Genomic DNA, 17,082 nt, shown 5'->3' with positions numbered 1-17,082 from the left:
CTCACACCTCGGGAACGGTGGTGTAGCTCCTGCCGAGCGGACTCGTCCACACGAGCGTGCCTGGCCTCGGCTGATCCACCGACCAGCCCCCGGCGTGCTTGAGCGTGTGGTGCCCGCGTGAGAGATGCGCCAGGTTGCCGTGCGAAGTCGTACCGTCGCGTGCCCAGTCGCGCGTGTGGTCGATGTCGCAGTGGGCGGTGCGGATGGAGCAGCCGGGGAAGCGACAGGATCCGTCGCGGATGCGCAACCACCTGCGGAGGCCTTCGGGCACGACGTAGCTCGTGCGCCCGAGCGAGAGGTGCGCACCGGACTCCGGGTGGGTGAGCAGGCGGAAGAGCGAGGGCGCCTCGGCGGTCAGCCGCCGCGCGGTGACCGCGTCGATCGGGCCGATGCCCTCGACCTGCCCCGGCTCGTCGCCCCCGAGCAGCGTGAGCGCGGGGACCGTGACGATGACCGTGGGCGTGATGCCGCGGAAGCGGCCCAGCGCCTCTTCGCGCGCCCGGAGGTACTCCTCCGGATCGGCGTCGATCGCCTCGAGGAAGGTGGCACCGACGCCGAGCGCGGTGTCGCGGTCGAGCAGTGCGTCGGTGAGCGTGTCGGCGCGGAGCTGGCCGACCGTGCGGGGGTCGCCGCTCGCACGACCGGCCCGCGCGGTCTCGGTGAGCCGTTGCCGGATCGCCTCCGCGTCGACGGCGTGCAGGTATGCCGTGAGGTACGCCATGCCGTCGGCGGCGGGTTCGACCGTCACGTCGCGCTCGGCGTACGCGTCGCGGCAGCGGGTCGCCATCGTCTCGGGCCGCCGCGCCTCGCGCAGGCGACGCACCGTGCGCGCGAACCTCGACGCCGTCTGGGTGGCGGCCGACCCGAGCGCCACACGTTCGACCGCGGCGCGGTCGTGCGGCTCGAGACCGGCGAGCTCGTCGACCAGCGCCTGCGCGTGCCGGTAGGAGAAGGCACCTCTGGCGAGGGCGGCGAGAGTCGCCGGCAGCTCCTCGACAAGCAGACGCGCCTCGCCCAACAGGTTCTCGGCGGTGCGCTCCGGCACCCGCAGGGCGGCGGCGAGTTCGGCTCGCCGCGACCGCTCCTGCAACGGGAACGTCTGCACGGGGAACGCCTCGGCGAACGCCGTCGCGAAGGCCCGGATCGCCGTGGTGCGCCGGGCCGACAGGGCGTCGATCTCGGCCTGCATCGCGACGACCTCGTCGAGCGCCGCCTGGGCCTCGGCCCAGGGCTCCCGCTGCTTCCGCTTCATACCCCCACTCGACCGGAGGCCACCGACAATCACCCGCCTGAACGGGGCTTTTCAACAGCCGACGGGCACCGGTTCTGCGGTTCGTTATCGAACCGTGATATTGCGCCTGGGGCGGTCAGAACGCCGTCACGACGAACCCGACGACCCGCGGATTCGAGCCTCGCGCACCCTCCACCTCGGCGATCAGCCGCCACCGATCGAAGGCGGTGCACGGATGCGAGATCCCAAGCAGCACGACGTCGCCGACCGCGAGCGCGACCTCAGCGGGCAGCACGATGCGCGCGTGCTGGTCGTTGAGCGCCACGACGCGCGCGCCCGGCAGGGCCCGCCCATCCGCCGTCTGAAGCACGACCGGCAGGTCGAGATCCATCGGCACGTCGCGCTTGCCGGCATCCAGCAGCACCAGCCCCGGCTCCGGCCGAGCGACCACCCGCGCGAAGACGGTGAGCGCGGGTGTGAACGCGAGCGGTGCGGTCGCCGTGTAGAAGACGTCGTCGTGCGCCTGGAACGCTCCCGAGCGCAGCACCACGCGCGCCCGGCCGACGAGCGGCGCGAGCTCCTCCGCGACGAGGTCGAACCAGGTCGACCCTCCCGCGGTGACGATCGGGTCGGCGAGGTCGTGAGCGTCGAGCAGCCGCTCCGCGAGCGCGGCCAGCCCGGCCAGATAGCCCCGCACCCGCGCGACCGTCTCGGGCCGCCGATCCGCGCCGTAGCTGCCCTCGTATCCGGTGACGCCGCGCAACCGCAGCCGCGGGGCGGCCACCACGGTATCCGTTACCGCGAGCGCCGCCTCGACCCCGCGGGCGCCCGTGCGCCCGCCCTCACCGCCGAGCTCGACGAGCACGTCGATCGGACTCTCACCCCTCGTCGCCGCGAGCACCGCGACCGTCTCCGCGGAGTCGACCCAGCAGGCGAGTTCGAGCTCCGGATGCGCGTCGAGCTCGGCCGCGAGCCACGCAGCCCCGACCGGATCGACGACCTCGTTGGCGAGCAGGATGCGGTCCACCCCCGCCGCGCGCGCCACCTGCGCCTGCCAGGGCGTCGCGACGGTGATGCCCCAGCATCCGGCGTCGAGCAGCCGCCGCCAGAGCTCGGGCGCCATCGTCGTCTTGCCGTGCGGGGCGAGCTCGAGCCCCCGCTCGCTCGCCCACGCGGTGAGCTGCGCGACGTTCGCATCCGACGCGGCCCGGTCGAGCACGAGCAGCGGCGTCGCGAACTCCCCCACCGGATGCCGCTCCCCCGCCACCTCGGACGCTCGCCGCCCCCACAGCGCGGGCGGCACCGACTTGTGGCGCACCCCGAGCACGGGGTCGAGGTCGAGGTCGAGGGATGCTGCGGCGTCGGCGGATGCGGCCATGCGCCTATCGTGGCAGGGTGACCGCCACCACCCGCGCCGCCCGCACCCGCCGCCGGGGACGCATCCGGGCCGCCATCACGATCGTGGCGATCGTCGTGGTCGTCGTGGCGGCCGGGTTCCTCGCCTACGCCGCGTCCGTGATGATGGCGGAGGAGGAGCCGCTCGCCCACGCCGAGGAGGTCGTCGCCGTCACCGAGACGGCCGAGGGCGTGGTGCTCACGCCGCCCGACCCGGGCGACGAGGGGCTCGTGTTCTTCGCGGGCGCGCGCGTCGACCCGGCCGCGTACGCCGACAAGCTGAGCGGCGTCGCGGCATCCGGCATCACCGTGGTGATCGCCCGGCCGACCCTCAACTTCGCCATCTTCGAGACGCGACCCCTGACCACCTGGGAGGGGCTCGCCCCGGGCGTGCAGCGCTGGGCGGTCGGCGGCCACTCGCTCGGCGGCGTGAAGGCGTGCATGTACGCGGCCGACCACGCCGACGAACTCACCGGGCTCGTGCTGTTCGGCTCGTACTGCTCGGTCGACCTGAGCGCCTCGGGGCTCGCCGTGCTCAGCGTCGCCGGTGAGAACGACGGGCTCTCCACCCCCGAGAAGATCGCGGATGCCGCCCCGCTGCTGCCCGCCGACGCGGTGTTCACGACGATCCCCGGCGCGAGCCACGCGCAGTTCGGCGACTACGGCATCCAGCCCGGCGACGGTCCGCAGGAGGCCGACGACACGGACGTGCGCGACGCCATCACCGACGCCGTGACCTCATTCCTCGGCTGAGGGCTCCCGCGCGGCGGCCGCCATCCGATCCTCGCGCTCGCGTTTCGCGAACCACCTGGCGACCGGGGTGTCGGTCGAGGAGTGGGCGATGATGGACAGCGAGATCACCACCACGATCAGGTGGAACAGGTGGTCGGAGTCGTCGGTGCCGCTCTCGAGCACCAGCAGCCCGTAGAGCACGGATGCGAAGCCCTTCGGCCCGAACCACGCCGCCGTCGCGCGTTCCTCCCAGGGCAGGCCGCTGCCGAGCAGCGAGATCTCGACGGCGAGGGGCCTGGCCAGCACGAGCGCCAGGATCGCGAAGATGTAGCCGAACACGTCGACGTCGGCGAGCACGCTCGGCGCGATGAGCGCGCCGAACACGAACAGGGCGAGCAGCTTGACGATCTCGGCGACGAAATCGCCGAACTCGATGAAGGCGTCGCGCATGTCGGGCATCGCGCTCGCGATCGTGACGCCGGCCGCGAACGCGGCGAGGTACAGGTTCGCCCCGGTCAGGGTTCCGATGCCGAAGATGATGCAGGCGATGGCGACGGGGGTGAGCGCCGCGTAGATGGGCGTCACCCGCAGCACCCGCAGCCGGGACAGCGGGGCGATGGCGAGCGGCACCGCCACGCCGAGCACGATGCCGCCGACCAGTTCGAGGGTGAGCTCGCCGAAGTGGGTCTCGCCGCCCCCGACGACCGAGAGCAGCACGAGCACGACCGGCAGCGCGAGGCCGTCGTTGAGGCCCGACTCGACGCTCAGCAGGTGCCGCACCCGCCCCGGGATCTCGTTGCGTCCGGCGATCGCCGAGATGAGCACCGGGTCGGTGGGCGCCAGCACCGCGGCCACGAGCATCGCCTCGGGCCACGACAGCCCGAGCAGCCACACGGCCAGCACGGTGGTGATCGCGAAGGTCAGCGGCATCCCGAGAAGCAGGGCACGGCCGGGCAGCCGCCAGGCCCGGGTGAGGTCGCGCACGGCGATGCGCTGCCCGTCGGTGAACAGCACGACGAACAGCGCGAGCTCGGAGATCGTCGCGACGGCGGGATCCCCCGCCTCGATGTCGACGACGCCGATGACACCGGGGCCGAGCAGGAAGCCCGCCACCAGGAACAGCACGGCGGTGGACAGCACGGTGCGGTTCGCGATCCCGGAGATCAGGATCGCGACGAGCAGCACGGCGCCGAACGCGATGACGATCACGCGCCGACCCTATCGGCGACGGGCGTCCGGATGCCCGGCTGCGGGCGGTGCGCCGCACAGAACCGCGCCGCACAGAACGTCGCGGCACAGAACAAAGCCCCGCACCTGGCGAGAGGTGGCGGGGCTTCGAGTACACCCCCCGGGACTTGAACCCGGAACCCACTGATTAAGAGTCAGTTGCTCTGCCAATTGAGCTAGAGGTGCGCGACCCGAACGAACGGGCCGAGGGACAACGATAGCATGACCGCAGCATGACTTCATCCGCCGCCGCATCCGCCCCGGTCCGCCTCGCCGAGGGCGAGCTCGCCCCCGATTTCACGCTCGTCGATCAGCACGGCGAACCGTTCACGCTCTCGCAGCTGCGGGGCGGCAAGGTGATCCTCTACTTCTACGGCGAGGCGGGAACGCCCGCGTGCACCGGTCAGGCGTGCGACTTCCGCGACCGGCTCGACGCGTTCACCGCCGAGGGCTACCGGGTGGTGGGCGTCTCCCGCGACGAGGTTCCCACGATCGCGCAGATGGCGCGCGAGGAGCAGCTGACCTTCCCGCTGCTCGCCGACCCCGACCGGCACGTGCACGAGCTGTACGGCACCTTCGGCGAGAAGCAGCTCTACGGGCGCACCGTGCAGGGCGTCATCCGCGCCACCTTCGTGCTCGACGAGCAGGGCGTCATCGCGCGCGCCTTCTACAACATCAAGGCAACCGGCCACGTCGCGATGCTGCGCAAGCGGCTGGGCCTGCCGGTCTGAGCTGCGGATGAGCGAGCACGTCGAGACCCGGATCCGCGCGGGGCGCGTACGGGGCCTGCGGCGCGACGACGGCTCGATCGCGTTCCTCGGCATCCCGTTCGCGGAGCCGCCGGTGGGCGAGCTGCGCTTCGCCGCGCCCGTGCCGCACCGCCCCTGGGAGGGGGTGCGCGACGCGCTCGAGCACGGCGCGACGCCCAAGCGCCCGATCCGCGGCGAGGTCACCCTCATCCCCGAGCCGGCGATCCTCGGCGACTCGACCCTCAACGTCGACGTGTTCACCCCCGACGTCGCGGGCTCCGCCCCCGTTCTCGTCTACATCCACGGTGGCGGCTACACCGAGGGCTCCCCCGCGAGCCCGTGGTACGACGGCGCCGCGTTCGCGCGCGACGGCGTCGTCACCGTCAACGTGTCCTATCGGCTCGGCTTCGACGGCTTCGGCTGGATCGCGGATGCGCCGAGCAACCGCGGGTTGCGCGACCTGCTGCTCGCCCTCGAATGGGTGCGCGACGACATCCGCTCCTTCGGCGGCGACCCCGACCGCGTGACGATCGCGGGGCAGTCCGCCGGTGGGAACGCCGTGCTGACCCTCATGGCGACGCCCGCCGCCGCGGGGCTCTTCCGCGGCGCCTGGGCGATGTCGGCACCCGACACCACCGTCGAGCCGGAACGCGCCGAGCGGCTCGGTCGCCGCGTCGCCGAGCTGCTCGACGTCGAGCCGACGCGTGCCGGGCTCTCGACGGTCGACGAGCTCACCGTGCGGCGCACCCAGGCGGTCGCCGCGCGGCCGCACGACGACCCCGCCCAGGTGCTGCGCGAGCTGCTCGCCGACGGCATCGCCTGGGCCCCGCTGCGCGACGGCGACCTGCTGCCCGAGCGGCCCCTCGAGGCGCTCCGCGCGGGTGCCGCCCACGACATCCCGCTCGTGATCGGCGCGACCGACGACGAGTTCTCGATGGCGCTCGACGCCGCGGCGCGCCGGTTGCGCCTCCTGCCGCCGTCGCTGCTGCTCGCCCGTGCCGACGTGCCGCGCCGCGTGCGCCGCGCCTGGCTCGCCGCCAACCGCGAGGTGCGACGCAGCGGCGCCGCACGCACCGTCGGGCGCTTCATCACGGATGCGGTGTTCCGCTCCGTCGTGCTGCGCGCGCTGGCGGCCCGTGGCGACGCCCCCACCTGGGCATACCGCTTCTCGTGGCGGTCGACGAAGTCGGGCATCGCGATCCACTGCCTCGACGTGCCGTTCTTCTTCGACTGCCTGGACGAGCCGCACGTGGCAGGGCTCACCGGGGCGCATCCGCCGCAGGAGCTCGCGGATGCCGTGCACGGCGCCGCGGTGGCGTTCATCCGCGACGGCGACCCCGGCTGGGAGCGCTACCCGTCGTCGGGTGCCGCCCGTCGCTTCGACCTGCCGGCGGGCGTGGACTCCGACCCGTTCGCGGGGGCCCGGCCCCTGCTCTGAGGGCTCAGCCCTCGCGCGAACCGCGTCCCTGCGTCGCGCGCACGACGCTCGGCACGAAGAGCAGCGCGAAGGTGAGCACCGACACGGCGACGATCGGCCATCCCCACGCCGGCTGCGCGAACGACCCCTGCAGCGCCCCCAGGCCGATGGCGAACTGCAGCACCTGCCACACGATCGCGGACGCCCGCACCCACGCCTGCCCGCGCAGAAGTCCGACGATGGTGACCGCCATCCAGGCGACCGCGATGAGCACCAGCACGGTGAGCGCGAGAGCCGTCGCGAGGGAGCTCGGCTCGGCCGCGACGAGGTCGACGAGCAGCACGATCGCGACCGCCGCGGCGGCCGCGAGCTCGGCCACGAGGAGGGCCGCAAGGCCCCAGAATGCGGGCGGACGGGCAGGGTCTTTCACAGGGATATCCCATCCGGAGACTATTGATAAGGCGTAACAAGTATGAAACAGTGTTGACGGTTGATGTGACGCTCACGACGTGGTGAGTGCGTTCGAATCGACAAAATCCCCCGCCACATTCGGACCCTCTTCAGCCATGCGCGGAATCAGTACCCGATCCGCGGATACAGCGTCAACAGCAACACGAATGGAGCACCGCACAATGGACTGGCGTGACAAGGCCGCCTGCCTCACCGTCGACCCCGAGCTCTTCTTCCCGGTCGGCAACACCGGTCCCGCCGTCGACCAGATCGAGAAGGCGAAGGCCGTGTGCGGTCGGTGCACCGTCTCCGAGCAGTGCCTCCAGTACGCCCTCGAGACCAACCAGGACTCGGGCGTGTGGGGTGGCCTCAGCGAGGACGAGCGCCGCGCCCTGAAGCGCCGCGCGGCCCGCGCCCGCCGCGCCAGCTGACCACCCTTTTCCCAGGAGCCGCAGCTCCCGCCCGGGCGAGACCGGCGCGGACGCGAGGGAACGAACCGGATGGCGGATTCCCGAGACATTCCTGTCTCATGGATCGGGAGTCCGGCATCCGGTTCGTGACCGTCGAGAGGAACGTCAGGCGCGCTGCGTCAGGTAGAGCAGCGGCACCTGGATCGTCACCTCGGTGCCCTCCCCCTCGAGCGTGTGCCAGTCGATGGTGCCGCCGAGCTCGCCCTGGATGAGGGTGCGCACGATCTGCGTGCCGAGCCCCGACCCGACCTTGCCCTCCGGCAGCCCGACCCCGTCGTCGCGCACCCGCACCGACAGCAGGTCGTTCTTGCGCTTCGCCGAGATCACGACCTCGCCGTCGCGGTCGGCGAGCCCGTGCTCGACGGCGTTCGTGACGAGCTCGGTGAGGGCGAGCGCGAGAGGGGTGGCGTACTCCGACGGGAGCGTGCCGAACGACCCGGTCTTGGTGGGGTTCACGGTCGTGTTGTGACTCGACGCCACCTCGGCCACGAGCAGCAGCACGCGGTCGAAGACGTCGTCGAAGTCGACGTTCTGGCTGAGACCCTCGGAGAGGGTGTCGTGCACGACGGCGATCGCCGTCACGCGCCGCATCGCCTGGGTGAGCGCGTCGCGGGCGACGTCGTTGTGGGTGCGGCGGCTCTGGATGCGCAGCAGCGACGCGACCGTCTGCAGGTTGTTCTTCACCCGGTGGTGGATCTCGCGGATGGTCGCGTCCTTGGTGATGAGCTCCTGCTCCTGGTGGCGCGACTCGGTGACGTCGCGCACGAGCACGATCGCGCCGACCCGCTCGCCGCGGTGCCGCAGCGGGATGGTGCGCAGCGTCACGGTCACGCCGCGCGCCTCGATGTCGGTGCGCCACGGGGCGCGCCCCGTCACCACGAGGGGCAGCGACTCGTCGACGGTGATCTTGCCGCTCAGCAGCCCGGTCGCCACCTCCGCGAGCGACTCCCCCTCGAGCTCGCCCGCGAACCCCATCCGGTTGAACGCGGACAGCCCGTTGGGGCTCGCGAAGGTGACGTTGCCGTCGACGTCGAGGCGGATGAGACCGTCGGATGCGCGGGGCGCCCCGCGGCGCGGCAGGGTCGGCGCGCCGAGGTCGGGGAAGTCGCCCGAGGCGATCATGCCGAACAGGTCGTCGGCGCACTGGTTGAAGGTGAGCTCCTGGCGGCTGGGGGTGCGCGCCTCGGAGAGGTTGGAGTGCCGGGTGAGCACCGCGATGGGGGTGGTCGTGGTGGCGGCGCCGCTCGGGCTCAGACGCCGCAGCACGGGCACGGCGCGCACGCGGGTCGGCGTCTCCTCGTACCAGTCGGGGGCGGAGGTGTCGACGATGCGCACCTCGTCGAATGCCTGGCGCACCTGGTCGCGCCACTCGGGCTTGATCTCCTGCCCGACGAAGTCGCGGTAGAACAGCGTCGCGGCCGAGGACGGGCGGGTGTGGGCGACGGCGACGAAGCTGCCGGACTCGGTCGGCACCCAGAGCACGATGTCGGCGAACGCGAGGTCGGCGATCAGCTGACCGTCGGCGGCGAGCAGGTGCAGCCACTCGGCGTCGGCCTCGGTCGAGAGGCCCTGCGCGAGCATCAGCTCGGAGAGGGTGGACACCCTCTCAGGCTAGCCGCCGCCGACGGGTGCCACGCACGCCCTCGGCACCGCTCGGCACCAGCCGCCCGGCGAGCTCGCGCACGGCGGCCCGCGCGGGCGACCGCGGCGCCGCATCCGCGAGAGGCCGGCCGCCCAGCGCGGCGGCGTCGAAGGCGGCCGGGTCCCAGGGCACGAGCAGCACCTCGTCGACGCCCCCGAACCGCGCGAGGGTCTGCCGCACCTGGCCGCCCGGGTTGAGGCCGATCGCGGAGGCGCGCACCTTGGTGGCGACGACGGTGATCCGCTCGGCGTCGACGTGCTCGAGCAGCTCCGCGTGCCCGCGGAGGAAGCGCGGGATGCCGACCGGGTCGGCGGCGGCGAGCGCGACCACGTGGTCGGCGGCGCGCAGCGCCTCGAGCCCGGCCGCATTGCGGCGCGGGGTAGCGAGGTCGCTCGCGAGCTCGTCGTCGCGTTCGAGGCTCGCGGCGACGTCGACGACGAGCACCTCGCACAGCCCGCGGAGCGCGGCGATGGCACCGGCGACGCGCTCCTCGCCGAGCTCGGGCCACCGCGAGGGTCGGCCGAGGCCGGTAAGCACCCGGAACGGATGACGCGTGCCCCGCGGCACGCCCGCCACCCGGTCGAGCTGGGTCTCGTCGAGGCCGCCGATGCCGGCGAGGCGGCAGGCGGCCGCGAAGCCGGGGGCCTCGTCGAGCAGCCCGAGCGCGGGCGCGACGGCGGCGGCATGGGTGTCCGCGTCGGCGAGCACGGTGCGGAGGCCGGCGGCGGCGAACTCGGCCGCGAGGGCGATCGCGATGCTCGTGCGTCCCGGCGCGCCGTGCGGCCCCCAGACGACGACGACCGTCGCCGGGCGGCGAGCCGCGGCGAGCGATGCGACGGGTGGCGGGTCGTCGCCGCCCGCCGGGGGGACGGGGGTGCCGTCGAGCAGCCCCCAGTCGGCCGGCCCGTCGACCGGGTCGAGGATGCCGAGGCGCGCCGCGTGCCCTGCCTGCTCGTCGCCGTCGGTGACGACGAGCATGCGCACCCCCAGCAGGTCGGCGGTCTCGATGAGCCGCGGGGTCAGGTGCTCGGGCGTCGCGGCGACCACCGCGAGATCGACCGGCAGCTGGGCCAGGCGCAGCGCGAGCTCGTCGCCTCCCGAGCATCGCGCGGCGACCTCGTGGCCGTGGTACCCGGCGGTGTCGGCCAGGTGCCGTTCCGCGTCGAGCGGGAGGGCGAGGGCGACCCGCATGCTCAGCGCCCCAGCGCGAGTCCGGCCGGGACGACGGCCAGCGCATCCCCCGCGGCCTGCGCCTGCAGCACCCGTGCCACCCGGCTGCGCGGCACGAGCACCTCGACCGCTCCCCCGCCGCTCGAGGAGACGAGGCCGTCGTCGACGACGACGCGGACGATGATCGCGTCGGCTACCAGCACGATCGGGGCCCCGTAGCCGCGACCGTCGGCATCGGCGGGCGATGCCCAGACGTCGACCGTCGCACCCGCCTGCACGGCCGAGCTCGGTGACGTTCCGAGCTCGATGACGAGCGCGGTGGAGCGCACCCCCGCCGTCTCGCCGAGCGCCGCGAGCGGGAGGAGCTCGCCGTCGCGGACGGGCTGCACGACCACGAGCCCGCCGTCGGGCAGCTCGCCGACGCGCAGGTACAGCCCGTCGGCACCGTCGAGGGACACCGAGCGCACGACGAGGTCGGTGTCGTCGACGCGGTCGCCGGGGCTGAGAGCTCCGGCCGCCGCGTAGACCGGCGTGCGGGCGTCGACCGCGCCGACGAGCGCCACGACGCCGGCCACCGAGGCCACGACCAGCGCGAGCCCGATGAGCAGACGGATGTCGATGGCCGCGCGGCGGCGCGGCGTCGCCGTGAGTGCGACCACGGGTGCCTCCTGTTCCGCCGCGCGGAGCGGCCCGCCCATCGTGCCGTGGCCCGGCGCCCGCGCGGGCGAGTTATCCACAGCGGGCCGGAGCGAGCATCCGGGCGGGGTGGCCCGACGCATAATCGGGACATGACAGCGGATGGCGCGCCCGAGCTCGGCCGCTTCCTGACGATCGCCGACACGGCCGAGGTGCTCAACATCTCGGCCGGGCAGGCGTACGCGCTCGTGCGCAGCGGAGAGCTGCCCGCGATCAAGCTGAGCGAGCACGGTCAATGGCGCATCGAGCGCGAGGTGCTCGAGGCGTACATCGCGGCGCGTTACGAGGAGGTGCGCCGCAAGAACCTCTGGAACCAGGCCGAGTTCGCGGAACTGCCCGAGCTCTTCGGCTGATCCGGCGGCGGTTCAGGCGCGCACGTGCAGGATGGCGTCGAACGGCACGAGGCGCATCCGGCGCACCGCCCGGTCGCGTCGGGGCTCCCCCGCCTCGTGCTCGGCGAGGTCGAGGTGGTCGCGCCCGACCCGGTCGATCGTGCCGTGCACCTGCCCGACGCGGGTGCGCAGCTCGACGCCCGCCCGACGACGGCAGAGGTCGCGCAGCACGAATGCGAGCCCGAGGCGTGCGGCGAGGTCGGGCAGCGGGTCCGCCTCCGGTGCCCGGAGTCCGCGGTCCAGCTGGTCGCCGGTGGGGAGGACGGCCGCGATCGCGGCGAGGGGCACCACGACCGCGTGGCGGTCCGAACCGGTGACGGGCTCCCCCGCGACCCAGTCGCGGCCCGCCGAGCGGATGCGCACGACGAGCGTCTCGCCGTCGGACAGCACGAGGCCGAGCGGCTCCCCGCCACGCGCCATCGTGAGCACCCGCTCCCGGAGGCCCAGGCGCCCGAGCCGCAGGCGCTCCTCCTCGGCCGCGAGCTCCTGCCGCTCGACGTCGAGCTCGTGCTCGAGCCGACTCTCGATGTCGGCGAACAGCTCGTCCCAGCGCACGCGCCGACCGTAACGGCCGCACGACGACCGCCGCCGCGGTTGTCCACAGGATGACGCGGAGGGTCGACACGAGGAAGCGTCATGTGCCAAGGTGAGCGCGTCCCCCATACGGGGGCAGACGATCCGGTTCCGAGGAACGGCCCGTGGGGAGATGGGATGCGCGCGAGCGGCACGACGGCGATCGACGGCAACACGGTCCGGGCGATCACCCCGCGGCTCGACGACGACGAGCTCTTCGGCCGCCAGCCGGCCGCCACGAACGAGCTCCCCGATCCGCGCCCCCTGATCGAGAACCTCACGCGCTGCGTCATCGAGATCATCGCGGGGGCCCGCGACCTCGAGCAGATCGCCCGCTGGCTCGACGACGCCGTCTACACGACCCTGCTGAAGCGCGTCGTGGTGTCGGCGCAGGCGCGGCAGGCGGCTCGCCGCCCCGCCACCCGTCCGGTGTTCACCCTCGGCACCGTCACCCTGTGCGAGCCGCGTGACGGCGTCGTGGAGGCCGTCGTCGTCGTGCGCGGGCGCGCCCGCACCCGCGCGGTCGCGATCCGCCTCGAGGGGCTCGACCGTCGCTGGCGCGCGACGGCCATCCACGTGCTCTAGTTCAGCCGCGGCGCTCCTGGGCGCGACGCTGGGCGCGGTTCATGGGCGCCTGCTGGCCCCCGTCGCCGTCCACACGCTGCCCGAAGGCCCCGCGCTCGCCGCCCTGCTGACCCTGGGGCTGCTGCGCCGTCACCTGACGCGCGGCCGCCTGCTGGGCGCGTGCGGTCGCCGCGCGCTCCACCTGGCCGCGCTGGTTGCGCACCTCGACCTCACCCGAGGCGTCGTCGCTCGGCGCCGAATAGCTGAGGTTCTGCTGCGGCGGCTGCTGGGCGCTGAGGCCCTTCGCCGCGACGCGCGCCTGACCGTCGGCCCCCGTCACCTCGACCTCGAGGTTGTAGAGGAAGCCGACCGACTCCTCGCGGATGGCATCCATCATCGACTGGTAGAGCGCGTAGCCCTCCCGCTGGTACTCGACGAGCGGATCACGCTGCGCCATCGCGCGCAGGCCGATGCCGTCCTTCAGGTAGTCCATCTCGTAGAGGTGGTCGCGCCAGCGGCGGTCGATCACCGAGAGCACGACGCGGCGCTCGAGCTCGCGCATCGCGGCCTCGCCGAGCTGGTCCTCGCGGCGCTGGTAGGCGATCCGCGCGTCCGAGAGCACCTCCTCCTTGAGCGCCTTCACCTTGAGGCTGCCGCGCGAGCCGGCCTCCGACAGCACCTCGTCGATCGTGATCGACACGGGGTAGAGCGTCTTCAGCTCGGTCCACAGCGCCTCGAGGTCCCAGTCGTCGCTGGATCCCTCGGCCGTGTGCTCCTCGACGACCTCGCCGACCACGTCGGTGAGGAACTTCTGCACGCGGTCGTGCAGGTCGTCGCCCTCGAGGATGTGACGGCGGTCGGAGTAGATCGCCTCGCGCTGACGGTTCAGCACGTCGTCGTACTTGAGCACGTTCTTGCGGATCTCGGCGTTGCGCGACTCGACCTGCGACTGGGCGGAGCGGATGGCGCGCGAGACGGCCTTCGACTCGATCGGCAGATCGTCGGGGGCGCCGCGCATGAGCATCTCGGCCGCGCCCGTGTTGAACAGGCGCATGAGGTCGTCCTGCAGCGACAGGTAGAAGCGGCTCTCGCCGGGGTCGCCCTGACGGCCGGAGCGTCCGCGCAGCTGGTTGTCGATGCGGCGCGACTCGTGGCGCTCGGTGCCGAGCACGTAGAGGCCCCCGGCGTCGCGCACCTTCTCGGCCTCCGACTCGACGCGGTCCTTGACCGCCTCGAAGACGCCGTCCCACTCCTTCTCGTACTCGTCGGGGGTGTCGACGGGGCTGAGCCCGCGGTTGTTCATCTCGGCCACCGCCATGAACTCGGCGTTGCCGCCGAGCATGATGTCCGTTCCACGGCCGGCCATGTTGGTGGCCACCGTGACGGCGCCGAGGCGGCCCGCCTGCGCGATGATCGCGGCCTCGCGCGCGTGGTTCTTCGCGTTCAGCACCTCGTGCTTCACGCCGCGCTTGGCGAGCATCCGCGAGAGGTACTCGCTCTTCTCGACGCTCGTCGTGCCGACGAGGATCGGCTGGCCGGTGCGGTGGCGCTCGACGATGTCCTCGACGACCTGCTCGAACTTGACCGTCTCGTTCTTGTAGATGAGGTCGGCCTGGTCCTTGCGGATCATGGGGCGGTTCGTCGGGATGGGCACGACGCCGAGCTTGTAGGTCGACATGAACTCGGCCGCCTCGGTCTCGGCGGTACCGGTCATGCCGGAGAGCTTCTGGTACAGGCGGAAGTAGTTCTGCAGGGTGACGGTCGCGAGGGTCTGGTTCTCGGCCTTGATCTGCACCCCCTCCTTCGCCTCGATGGCCTGGTGGATGCCCTCGTTGTAGCGACGGCCGACCAGGATGCGCCCGGTGTGCTCGTCGACGATGAGCACCTCGCCGTTCATCACGACGTAGTCCTTGTCGCGCTTGAACAGCGCGCGGGCCTTGATGGAGTTGTTGAGGAAGGAGATGAGCGGGGTGTTCGCCGACTCGTAGAGGTTGTCGATGCCGAGGTAGTCCTCGACCTTCTCGATGCCGGGCTCGAGCACGCCGACGGTGCGCTTCTTCTCGTCGACCTCGTAGTCCTCGTCCTCGACGAGGCGCTTGGCGATGTTGGCGAACTCGCCGAACCAGCGGTTCGCCTCGCCCGAGGAGGGGCCGGAGATGATGAGCGGGGTGCGCGCCTCGTCGATGAGGATCGAGTCGACCTCGTCGACGATCGCGAAGAAGTGGCCGCGCTGCACCATGTCCGACGCCTGCCACGCCATGTTGTCGCGCAGGTAGTCGAAGCCGAACTCGTTGTTGGTGCCGTAGGTGATGTCGGCGGCGTACTGCTCGCGGCGCTCCGCCGGAGTCTGTCCCGAGAGGATGCAGCCGGTGGTCATGCCGAGCGCGCGGAACACACGGCCCATGAGCTCGGACTGGTAGCTCGCGAGGTAGTCGTTGACGGTCACGACGTGCACGCCGCGCGCCGGGATGGCGTTCAGGTACGCGGCGGTCGTCGCGACCAGGGTCTTGCCCTCACCGGTCTTCATCTCGGCGATGTTGCCGAGGTGGAGCGCCCCACCACCCATGATCTGCACGTCGAAGTGCCGGAGGCCGAGCGTGCGCTTGGCGGCCTCGCGCACCGCGGCGAAGGCCTCGGGCAGCAGGTCGTCGAGGCTCTCGCCGTTCGCGTACCGCTCGCGGAACTCGGCGGTCTCCGCGCGCAGCTCCTCGTCGCTGAGGTCCGAGAACGCATCCTCGAGCTCGTTCACCGCGTCTGCGTAGGCCTTGAGCCGACGGAGCGTACGCCCCTCGCCGACACGCAGCACTCTCTCGACAACGTTCGCCACGAATGGCCTCCTGTCCGGGTTTCCGGGCGCGCATGAGCGCCCTAGACCCAGACAGCCTAGCCGCCTCCGGTTGGAGAACGCCGTGCGGCCGGGTCAACCGGCGGGCGCGAGCTCCGCGACCTCGGCGTCGAGCTTGATGACCCCGTAGTCCCACCCCTTGCGGCGGTAGACGACGCTCGGCTTGTCGGTGCGGGCGTCGATGAAGAGGAAGAAGTCGTGCCCGACGAGCTCCATGCGGTCGACCGCGTCCTCGGCGGTCATCTGCTCGGCCGGGAACTCCTTCTCCCGGATCACGACCGGGCTCCACTCCTCGGCGGAGGTCTCGTCGACGACGGGGATCGATCCGGTCGCCACCTTCTCGATCACGTCGACGGGCGCCGCCGCGACGGCCACCGAGCTGAATCCGTCGGCCGCCGCCTCGCGCAGCGAGGTGGGGCGACGCTGCCCGCGGTGCACCTTGCGGCGGTCCTTCGCCTGGCGGATGCGCTCCACGAGCTTGTCGTAGGCGATGTCGAACGCGGCGTACTTGTCGCCGGCGCCCGCCTCGGCGCGCACGATCGGCCCCGGGCCGATGAGGGTCAGCTCGACCCGGTCGTCGCCCGTCGAGCCGTGCGTCTCGTGGTGCCGGCAGAGCTTGACCTCGAGGGCGAGAGCGCGGGGTGCGAGGTGCTCGACCTTCTCGGTCTTCTCGCTGACGTATTCCTCGAACCGGTCCGGGATCCCGACGTTGCGTCCGGTGATGGTGACATCCATGGCGACCTCCCTGATCCGGCTCGAGGTGCCGCCTTCCGATCAGGCGGTCGTTCCCTTCGCGCCTTTTCGCCCACCGTAGTCCCGGGATCCCGGGTTGTCACCCGGTTTTCTCTGAGCGGCGGGTGTGAGTCGCCGCACGGGCGGATCGCAGCGGCGTCGCCGCGATCACGACGGCTCCGAGCACCTCTCCCCCGGCCTCGCGGATCGCGCGCGCCGCCTCCTCGAGGGTCGCCCCGGTCGTGACGACGTCGTCGACCAGCAGGAAGCGCCGCCCGTCGAGACGGCTCCGGGCGCGGTGCACGCCGCGCAGGTTGGCGCGGCGCTCGGCGCGGCCGAGGGCCTTCTGGACGCGATGGGCACGGGCGGGGCGCAGCACCCGGGCGTCGCGCCGTCCGGTGCGGGCGAGCACGAACCGGACGGGGTCGAAACCGCGCCGGCGAAAGGCGGCACGCGTCGACGGCACGACGCACAGCTCGACACCGACCCCCGGATCCGCGACGGCGAGCGCCGCGAGGAGCAGGGCGGCGAGCGGGTCGGCGAGCGCGGTCCGACCGTCCTTGCAGGCGAGCACGACCCGCTGAACGTGCTCGCGGTACCGGGCGCCCGCGTGGACCGGCAGCCCGCCGGGGGTCACGGTGAGCACCGGTGCCGGGGCGAGCCGTCGCCGGCACGCGGGGCACAGCTCCCGCCCGTCCGCCCCGCATCCGGCGCACTCGACGGGCAGCACGAGCGCGAGGGCGTCGAGCAGAGCCTCGCGCACGGACTCGGACCACGCGCGCATGAACCGAGCGTGG

At 72.6% G+C, this 17,082-nt stretch carries 17 protein-coding genes and 1 tRNA gene; 6 read left to right on the top strand and 12 right to left on the bottom strand.

What is annotated here, in order from left to right:
- Position 1: 1 nt before the first annotated feature.
- Positions 2–1,252: an HNH endonuclease signature motif containing protein gene (locus NUH29_RS11925; protein WP_258799396.1), complete on the bottom strand. Its 1,251-nt coding sequence runs from the start codon at positions 1,250–1,252 to the stop codon at positions 2–4.
- A 115-nt stretch (positions 1,253–1,367) separates the two neighbouring features.
- Positions 1,368–2,609 carry an alanine racemase gene (locus NUH29_RS11920; protein ID WP_258799395.1) on the bottom strand — a complete coding sequence of 414 codons (1,242 nt, stop codon included), beginning with the start codon at positions 2,607–2,609 and terminating at the stop codon, positions 1,368–1,370.
- 17 nt (positions 2,610–2,626) lie between these two features.
- Here NUH29_RS11920 and NUH29_RS11915 point away from each other — a divergent pair, with 17 nt between their 5' ends.
- Entirely contained in the window at positions 2,627–3,379 is a 753-nt protein-coding gene (locus NUH29_RS11915) for an alpha/beta hydrolase (protein WP_258799394.1), read from the top strand.
- Here the strand turns inward: NUH29_RS11915 and NUH29_RS11910 are convergent.
- The gene (locus NUH29_RS11910) at positions 3,365–4,567 is read right to left on the bottom strand and encodes a cation:proton antiporter (protein ID WP_258799393.1); all 1,203 of its coding nucleotides are present in this window, start codon (positions 4,565–4,567) and stop codon (positions 3,365–3,367) included. The genes NUH29_RS11915 and NUH29_RS11910 overlap by 15 nt on opposite strands.
- A gap of 131 nt (positions 4,568–4,698) precedes the next feature.
- Positions 4,699–4,771, bottom strand: a tRNA-Lys gene (locus NUH29_RS11905).
- A 47-nt stretch (positions 4,772–4,818) separates the two neighbouring features.
- Here NUH29_RS11905 and NUH29_RS11900 point away from each other — a divergent pair.
- Positions 4,819–5,316 (top strand): peroxiredoxin, encoded by a 498-nt coding sequence (locus NUH29_RS11900; RefSeq protein WP_258799391.1) that lies wholly within the window; start codon positions 4,819–4,821, stop codon positions 5,314–5,316.
- Between the two features lie 7 nt (positions 5,317–5,323).
- The gene (locus NUH29_RS11895; RefSeq protein WP_258799390.1) at positions 5,324–6,772 is read left to right on the top strand and encodes a carboxylesterase/lipase family protein; all 1,449 of its coding nucleotides are present in this window, start codon (positions 5,324–5,326) and stop codon (positions 6,770–6,772) included.
- Between the two features lie 4 nt (positions 6,773–6,776).
- Here the strand turns inward: NUH29_RS11895 and NUH29_RS11890 are convergent, their stop codons facing one another.
- Positions 6,777–7,181, bottom strand: coding sequence for a hypothetical protein (locus NUH29_RS11890; protein WP_258799389.1), 405 nt, complete (start codon positions 7,179–7,181; stop codon positions 6,777–6,779).
- 202 nt (positions 7,182–7,383) lie between these two features.
- On the opposite strand from NUH29_RS11890, the gene NUH29_RS11885 reads away from it, so the two are divergent.
- On the top strand, positions 7,384–7,632 hold the full coding sequence (locus NUH29_RS11885; protein ID WP_258799388.1) for a WhiB family transcriptional regulator: 249 nt from the start codon (positions 7,384–7,386) through the stop codon (positions 7,630–7,632).
- Positions 7,633–7,776: 144 nt separating this feature from the next.
- On the opposite strand, the gene NUH29_RS11880 is transcribed toward NUH29_RS11885, so the two are convergent.
- The 3 genes from NUH29_RS11880 to NUH29_RS11870 are packed head-to-tail and all read right to left on the bottom strand — an operon-like array spanning position 7,777 to position 11,142.
- Positions 7,777–9,273: a sensor histidine kinase gene (locus tag NUH29_RS11880; protein WP_258799387.1), complete on the bottom strand. Its 1,497-nt coding sequence runs from the start codon at positions 9,271–9,273 to the stop codon at positions 7,777–7,779.
- Positions 9,274–9,277: 4 nt separating this feature from the next.
- A complete protein-coding gene (locus NUH29_RS11875; protein ID WP_258799386.1) occupies positions 9,278–10,504 on the bottom strand; it encodes a CpaE/TadZ family protein in 1,227 nt (408 codons plus the stop codon).
- A 2-nt stretch (positions 10,505–10,506) separates the two neighbouring features.
- Positions 10,507–11,142, bottom strand: a complete 636-nt coding sequence (locus NUH29_RS11870; protein WP_258799385.1) for a hypothetical protein — start codon at positions 11,140–11,142, stop codon at positions 10,507–10,509.
- Between the two features lie 129 nt (positions 11,143–11,271).
- Between NUH29_RS11870 and NUH29_RS11865 the strand changes: the two genes are divergently transcribed.
- The gene (locus NUH29_RS11865; protein ID WP_258799384.1) at positions 11,272–11,532 is read left to right on the top strand and encodes a helix-turn-helix domain-containing protein; all 261 of its coding nucleotides are present in this window, start codon (positions 11,272–11,274) and stop codon (positions 11,530–11,532) included.
- Between the two features lie 12 nt (positions 11,533–11,544).
- Here NUH29_RS11865 and NUH29_RS11860 read toward each other — a convergent pair whose 3' ends face one another.
- On the bottom strand, positions 11,545–12,126 hold the full coding sequence (locus NUH29_RS11860; protein ID WP_258799383.1) for a hypothetical protein: 582 nt from the start codon (positions 12,124–12,126) through the stop codon (positions 11,545–11,547).
- 156 nt (positions 12,127–12,282) lie between these two features.
- Between NUH29_RS11860 and NUH29_RS11855 the strand changes: the two genes are divergently transcribed.
- Positions 12,283–12,729, top strand: a complete 447-nt coding sequence (locus NUH29_RS11855) for an Rv3235 family protein (protein ID WP_258799382.1) — start codon at positions 12,283–12,285, stop codon at positions 12,727–12,729.
- 1 nt (position 12,730) lies between these two features.
- Here the strand turns inward: NUH29_RS11855 and secA are convergent, their stop codons facing one another.
- From secA to NUH29_RS11840, 3 genes are all read right to left on the bottom strand, one after another.
- On the bottom strand, positions 12,731–15,535 hold the full coding sequence (gene secA, locus NUH29_RS11850) for a preprotein translocase subunit SecA (RefSeq protein ID WP_258799381.1): 2,805 nt from the start codon (positions 15,533–15,535) through the stop codon (positions 12,731–12,733).
- Positions 15,536–15,628: 93 nt separating this feature from the next.
- Positions 15,629–16,288 carry a ribosome hibernation-promoting factor, HPF/YfiA family gene (hpf, locus tag NUH29_RS11845; protein WP_258799380.1) on the bottom strand — a complete coding sequence of 220 codons (660 nt, stop codon included), beginning with the start codon at positions 16,286–16,288 and terminating at the stop codon, positions 15,629–15,631.
- Positions 16,289–16,385: 97 nt separating this feature from the next.
- The gene (locus NUH29_RS11840) at positions 16,386–17,069 is read right to left on the bottom strand and encodes a ComF family protein (RefSeq protein ID WP_258799378.1); all 684 of its coding nucleotides are present in this window, start codon (positions 17,067–17,069) and stop codon (positions 16,386–16,388) included.
- Between the last annotated feature and the right edge of the window lie 13 nt (positions 17,070–17,082).

The organism is Protaetiibacter mangrovi, assembly GCF_024752305.1.
Classification (GTDB): Bacteria; Actinomycetota; Actinomycetes; order Actinomycetales; family Microbacteriaceae; genus Homoserinibacter; species Homoserinibacter mangrovi.
The sequence above is the reverse complement of the archived record's forward strand: the minus strand, read 5'-3'. Positions and strand labels throughout refer to the sequence as shown.

What these genes read in the sequence shown, in the direction of transcription:
- NUH29_RS11925 (WP_258799396.1), bottom strand. Translation starts at nt 1,252, where the DNA reads ATGAAGCGGAAGCAGCGGGAGCCCTGGGCCGAGGCCCAGGCGGCGCTC.
- NUH29_RS11920 (WP_258799395.1), bottom strand. Translation starts at nt 2,609, where the DNA reads ATGGCCGCATCCGCCGACGCCGCAGCATCCCTCGACCTCGACCTCGAC.
- NUH29_RS11900 (WP_258799391.1), top strand. Translation starts at nt 4,819, where the DNA reads ATGACTTCATCCGCCGCCGCATCCGCCCCGGTCCGCCTCGCCGAGGGC.
- NUH29_RS11895 (WP_258799390.1), top strand. Translation starts at nt 5,324, where the DNA reads ATGAGCGAGCACGTCGAGACCCGGATCCGCGCGGGGCGCGTACGGGGC.
- NUH29_RS11885 (WP_258799388.1), top strand. Translation starts at nt 7,384, where the DNA reads ATGGACTGGCGTGACAAGGCCGCCTGCCTCACCGTCGACCCCGAGCTC.
- NUH29_RS11875 (WP_258799386.1), bottom strand. Translation starts at nt 10,504, where the DNA reads ATGCGGGTCGCCCTCGCCCTCCCGCTCGACGCGGAACGGCACCTGGCC.
- NUH29_RS11865 (WP_258799384.1), top strand. Translation starts at nt 11,272, where the DNA reads ATGACAGCGGATGGCGCGCCCGAGCTCGGCCGCTTCCTGACGATCGCC.
- NUH29_RS11855 (WP_258799382.1), top strand. Translation starts at nt 12,283, where the DNA reads ATGCGCGCGAGCGGCACGACGGCGATCGACGGCAACACGGTCCGGGCG.
- hpf (WP_258799380.1), bottom strand. Translation starts at nt 16,288, where the DNA reads ATGGATGTCACCATCACCGGACGCAACGTCGGGATCCCGGACCGGTTC.
- NUH29_RS11840 (WP_258799378.1), bottom strand. Translation starts at nt 17,069, where the DNA reads ATGCGCGCGTGGTCCGAGTCCGTGCGCGAGGCTCTGCTCGACGCCCTC.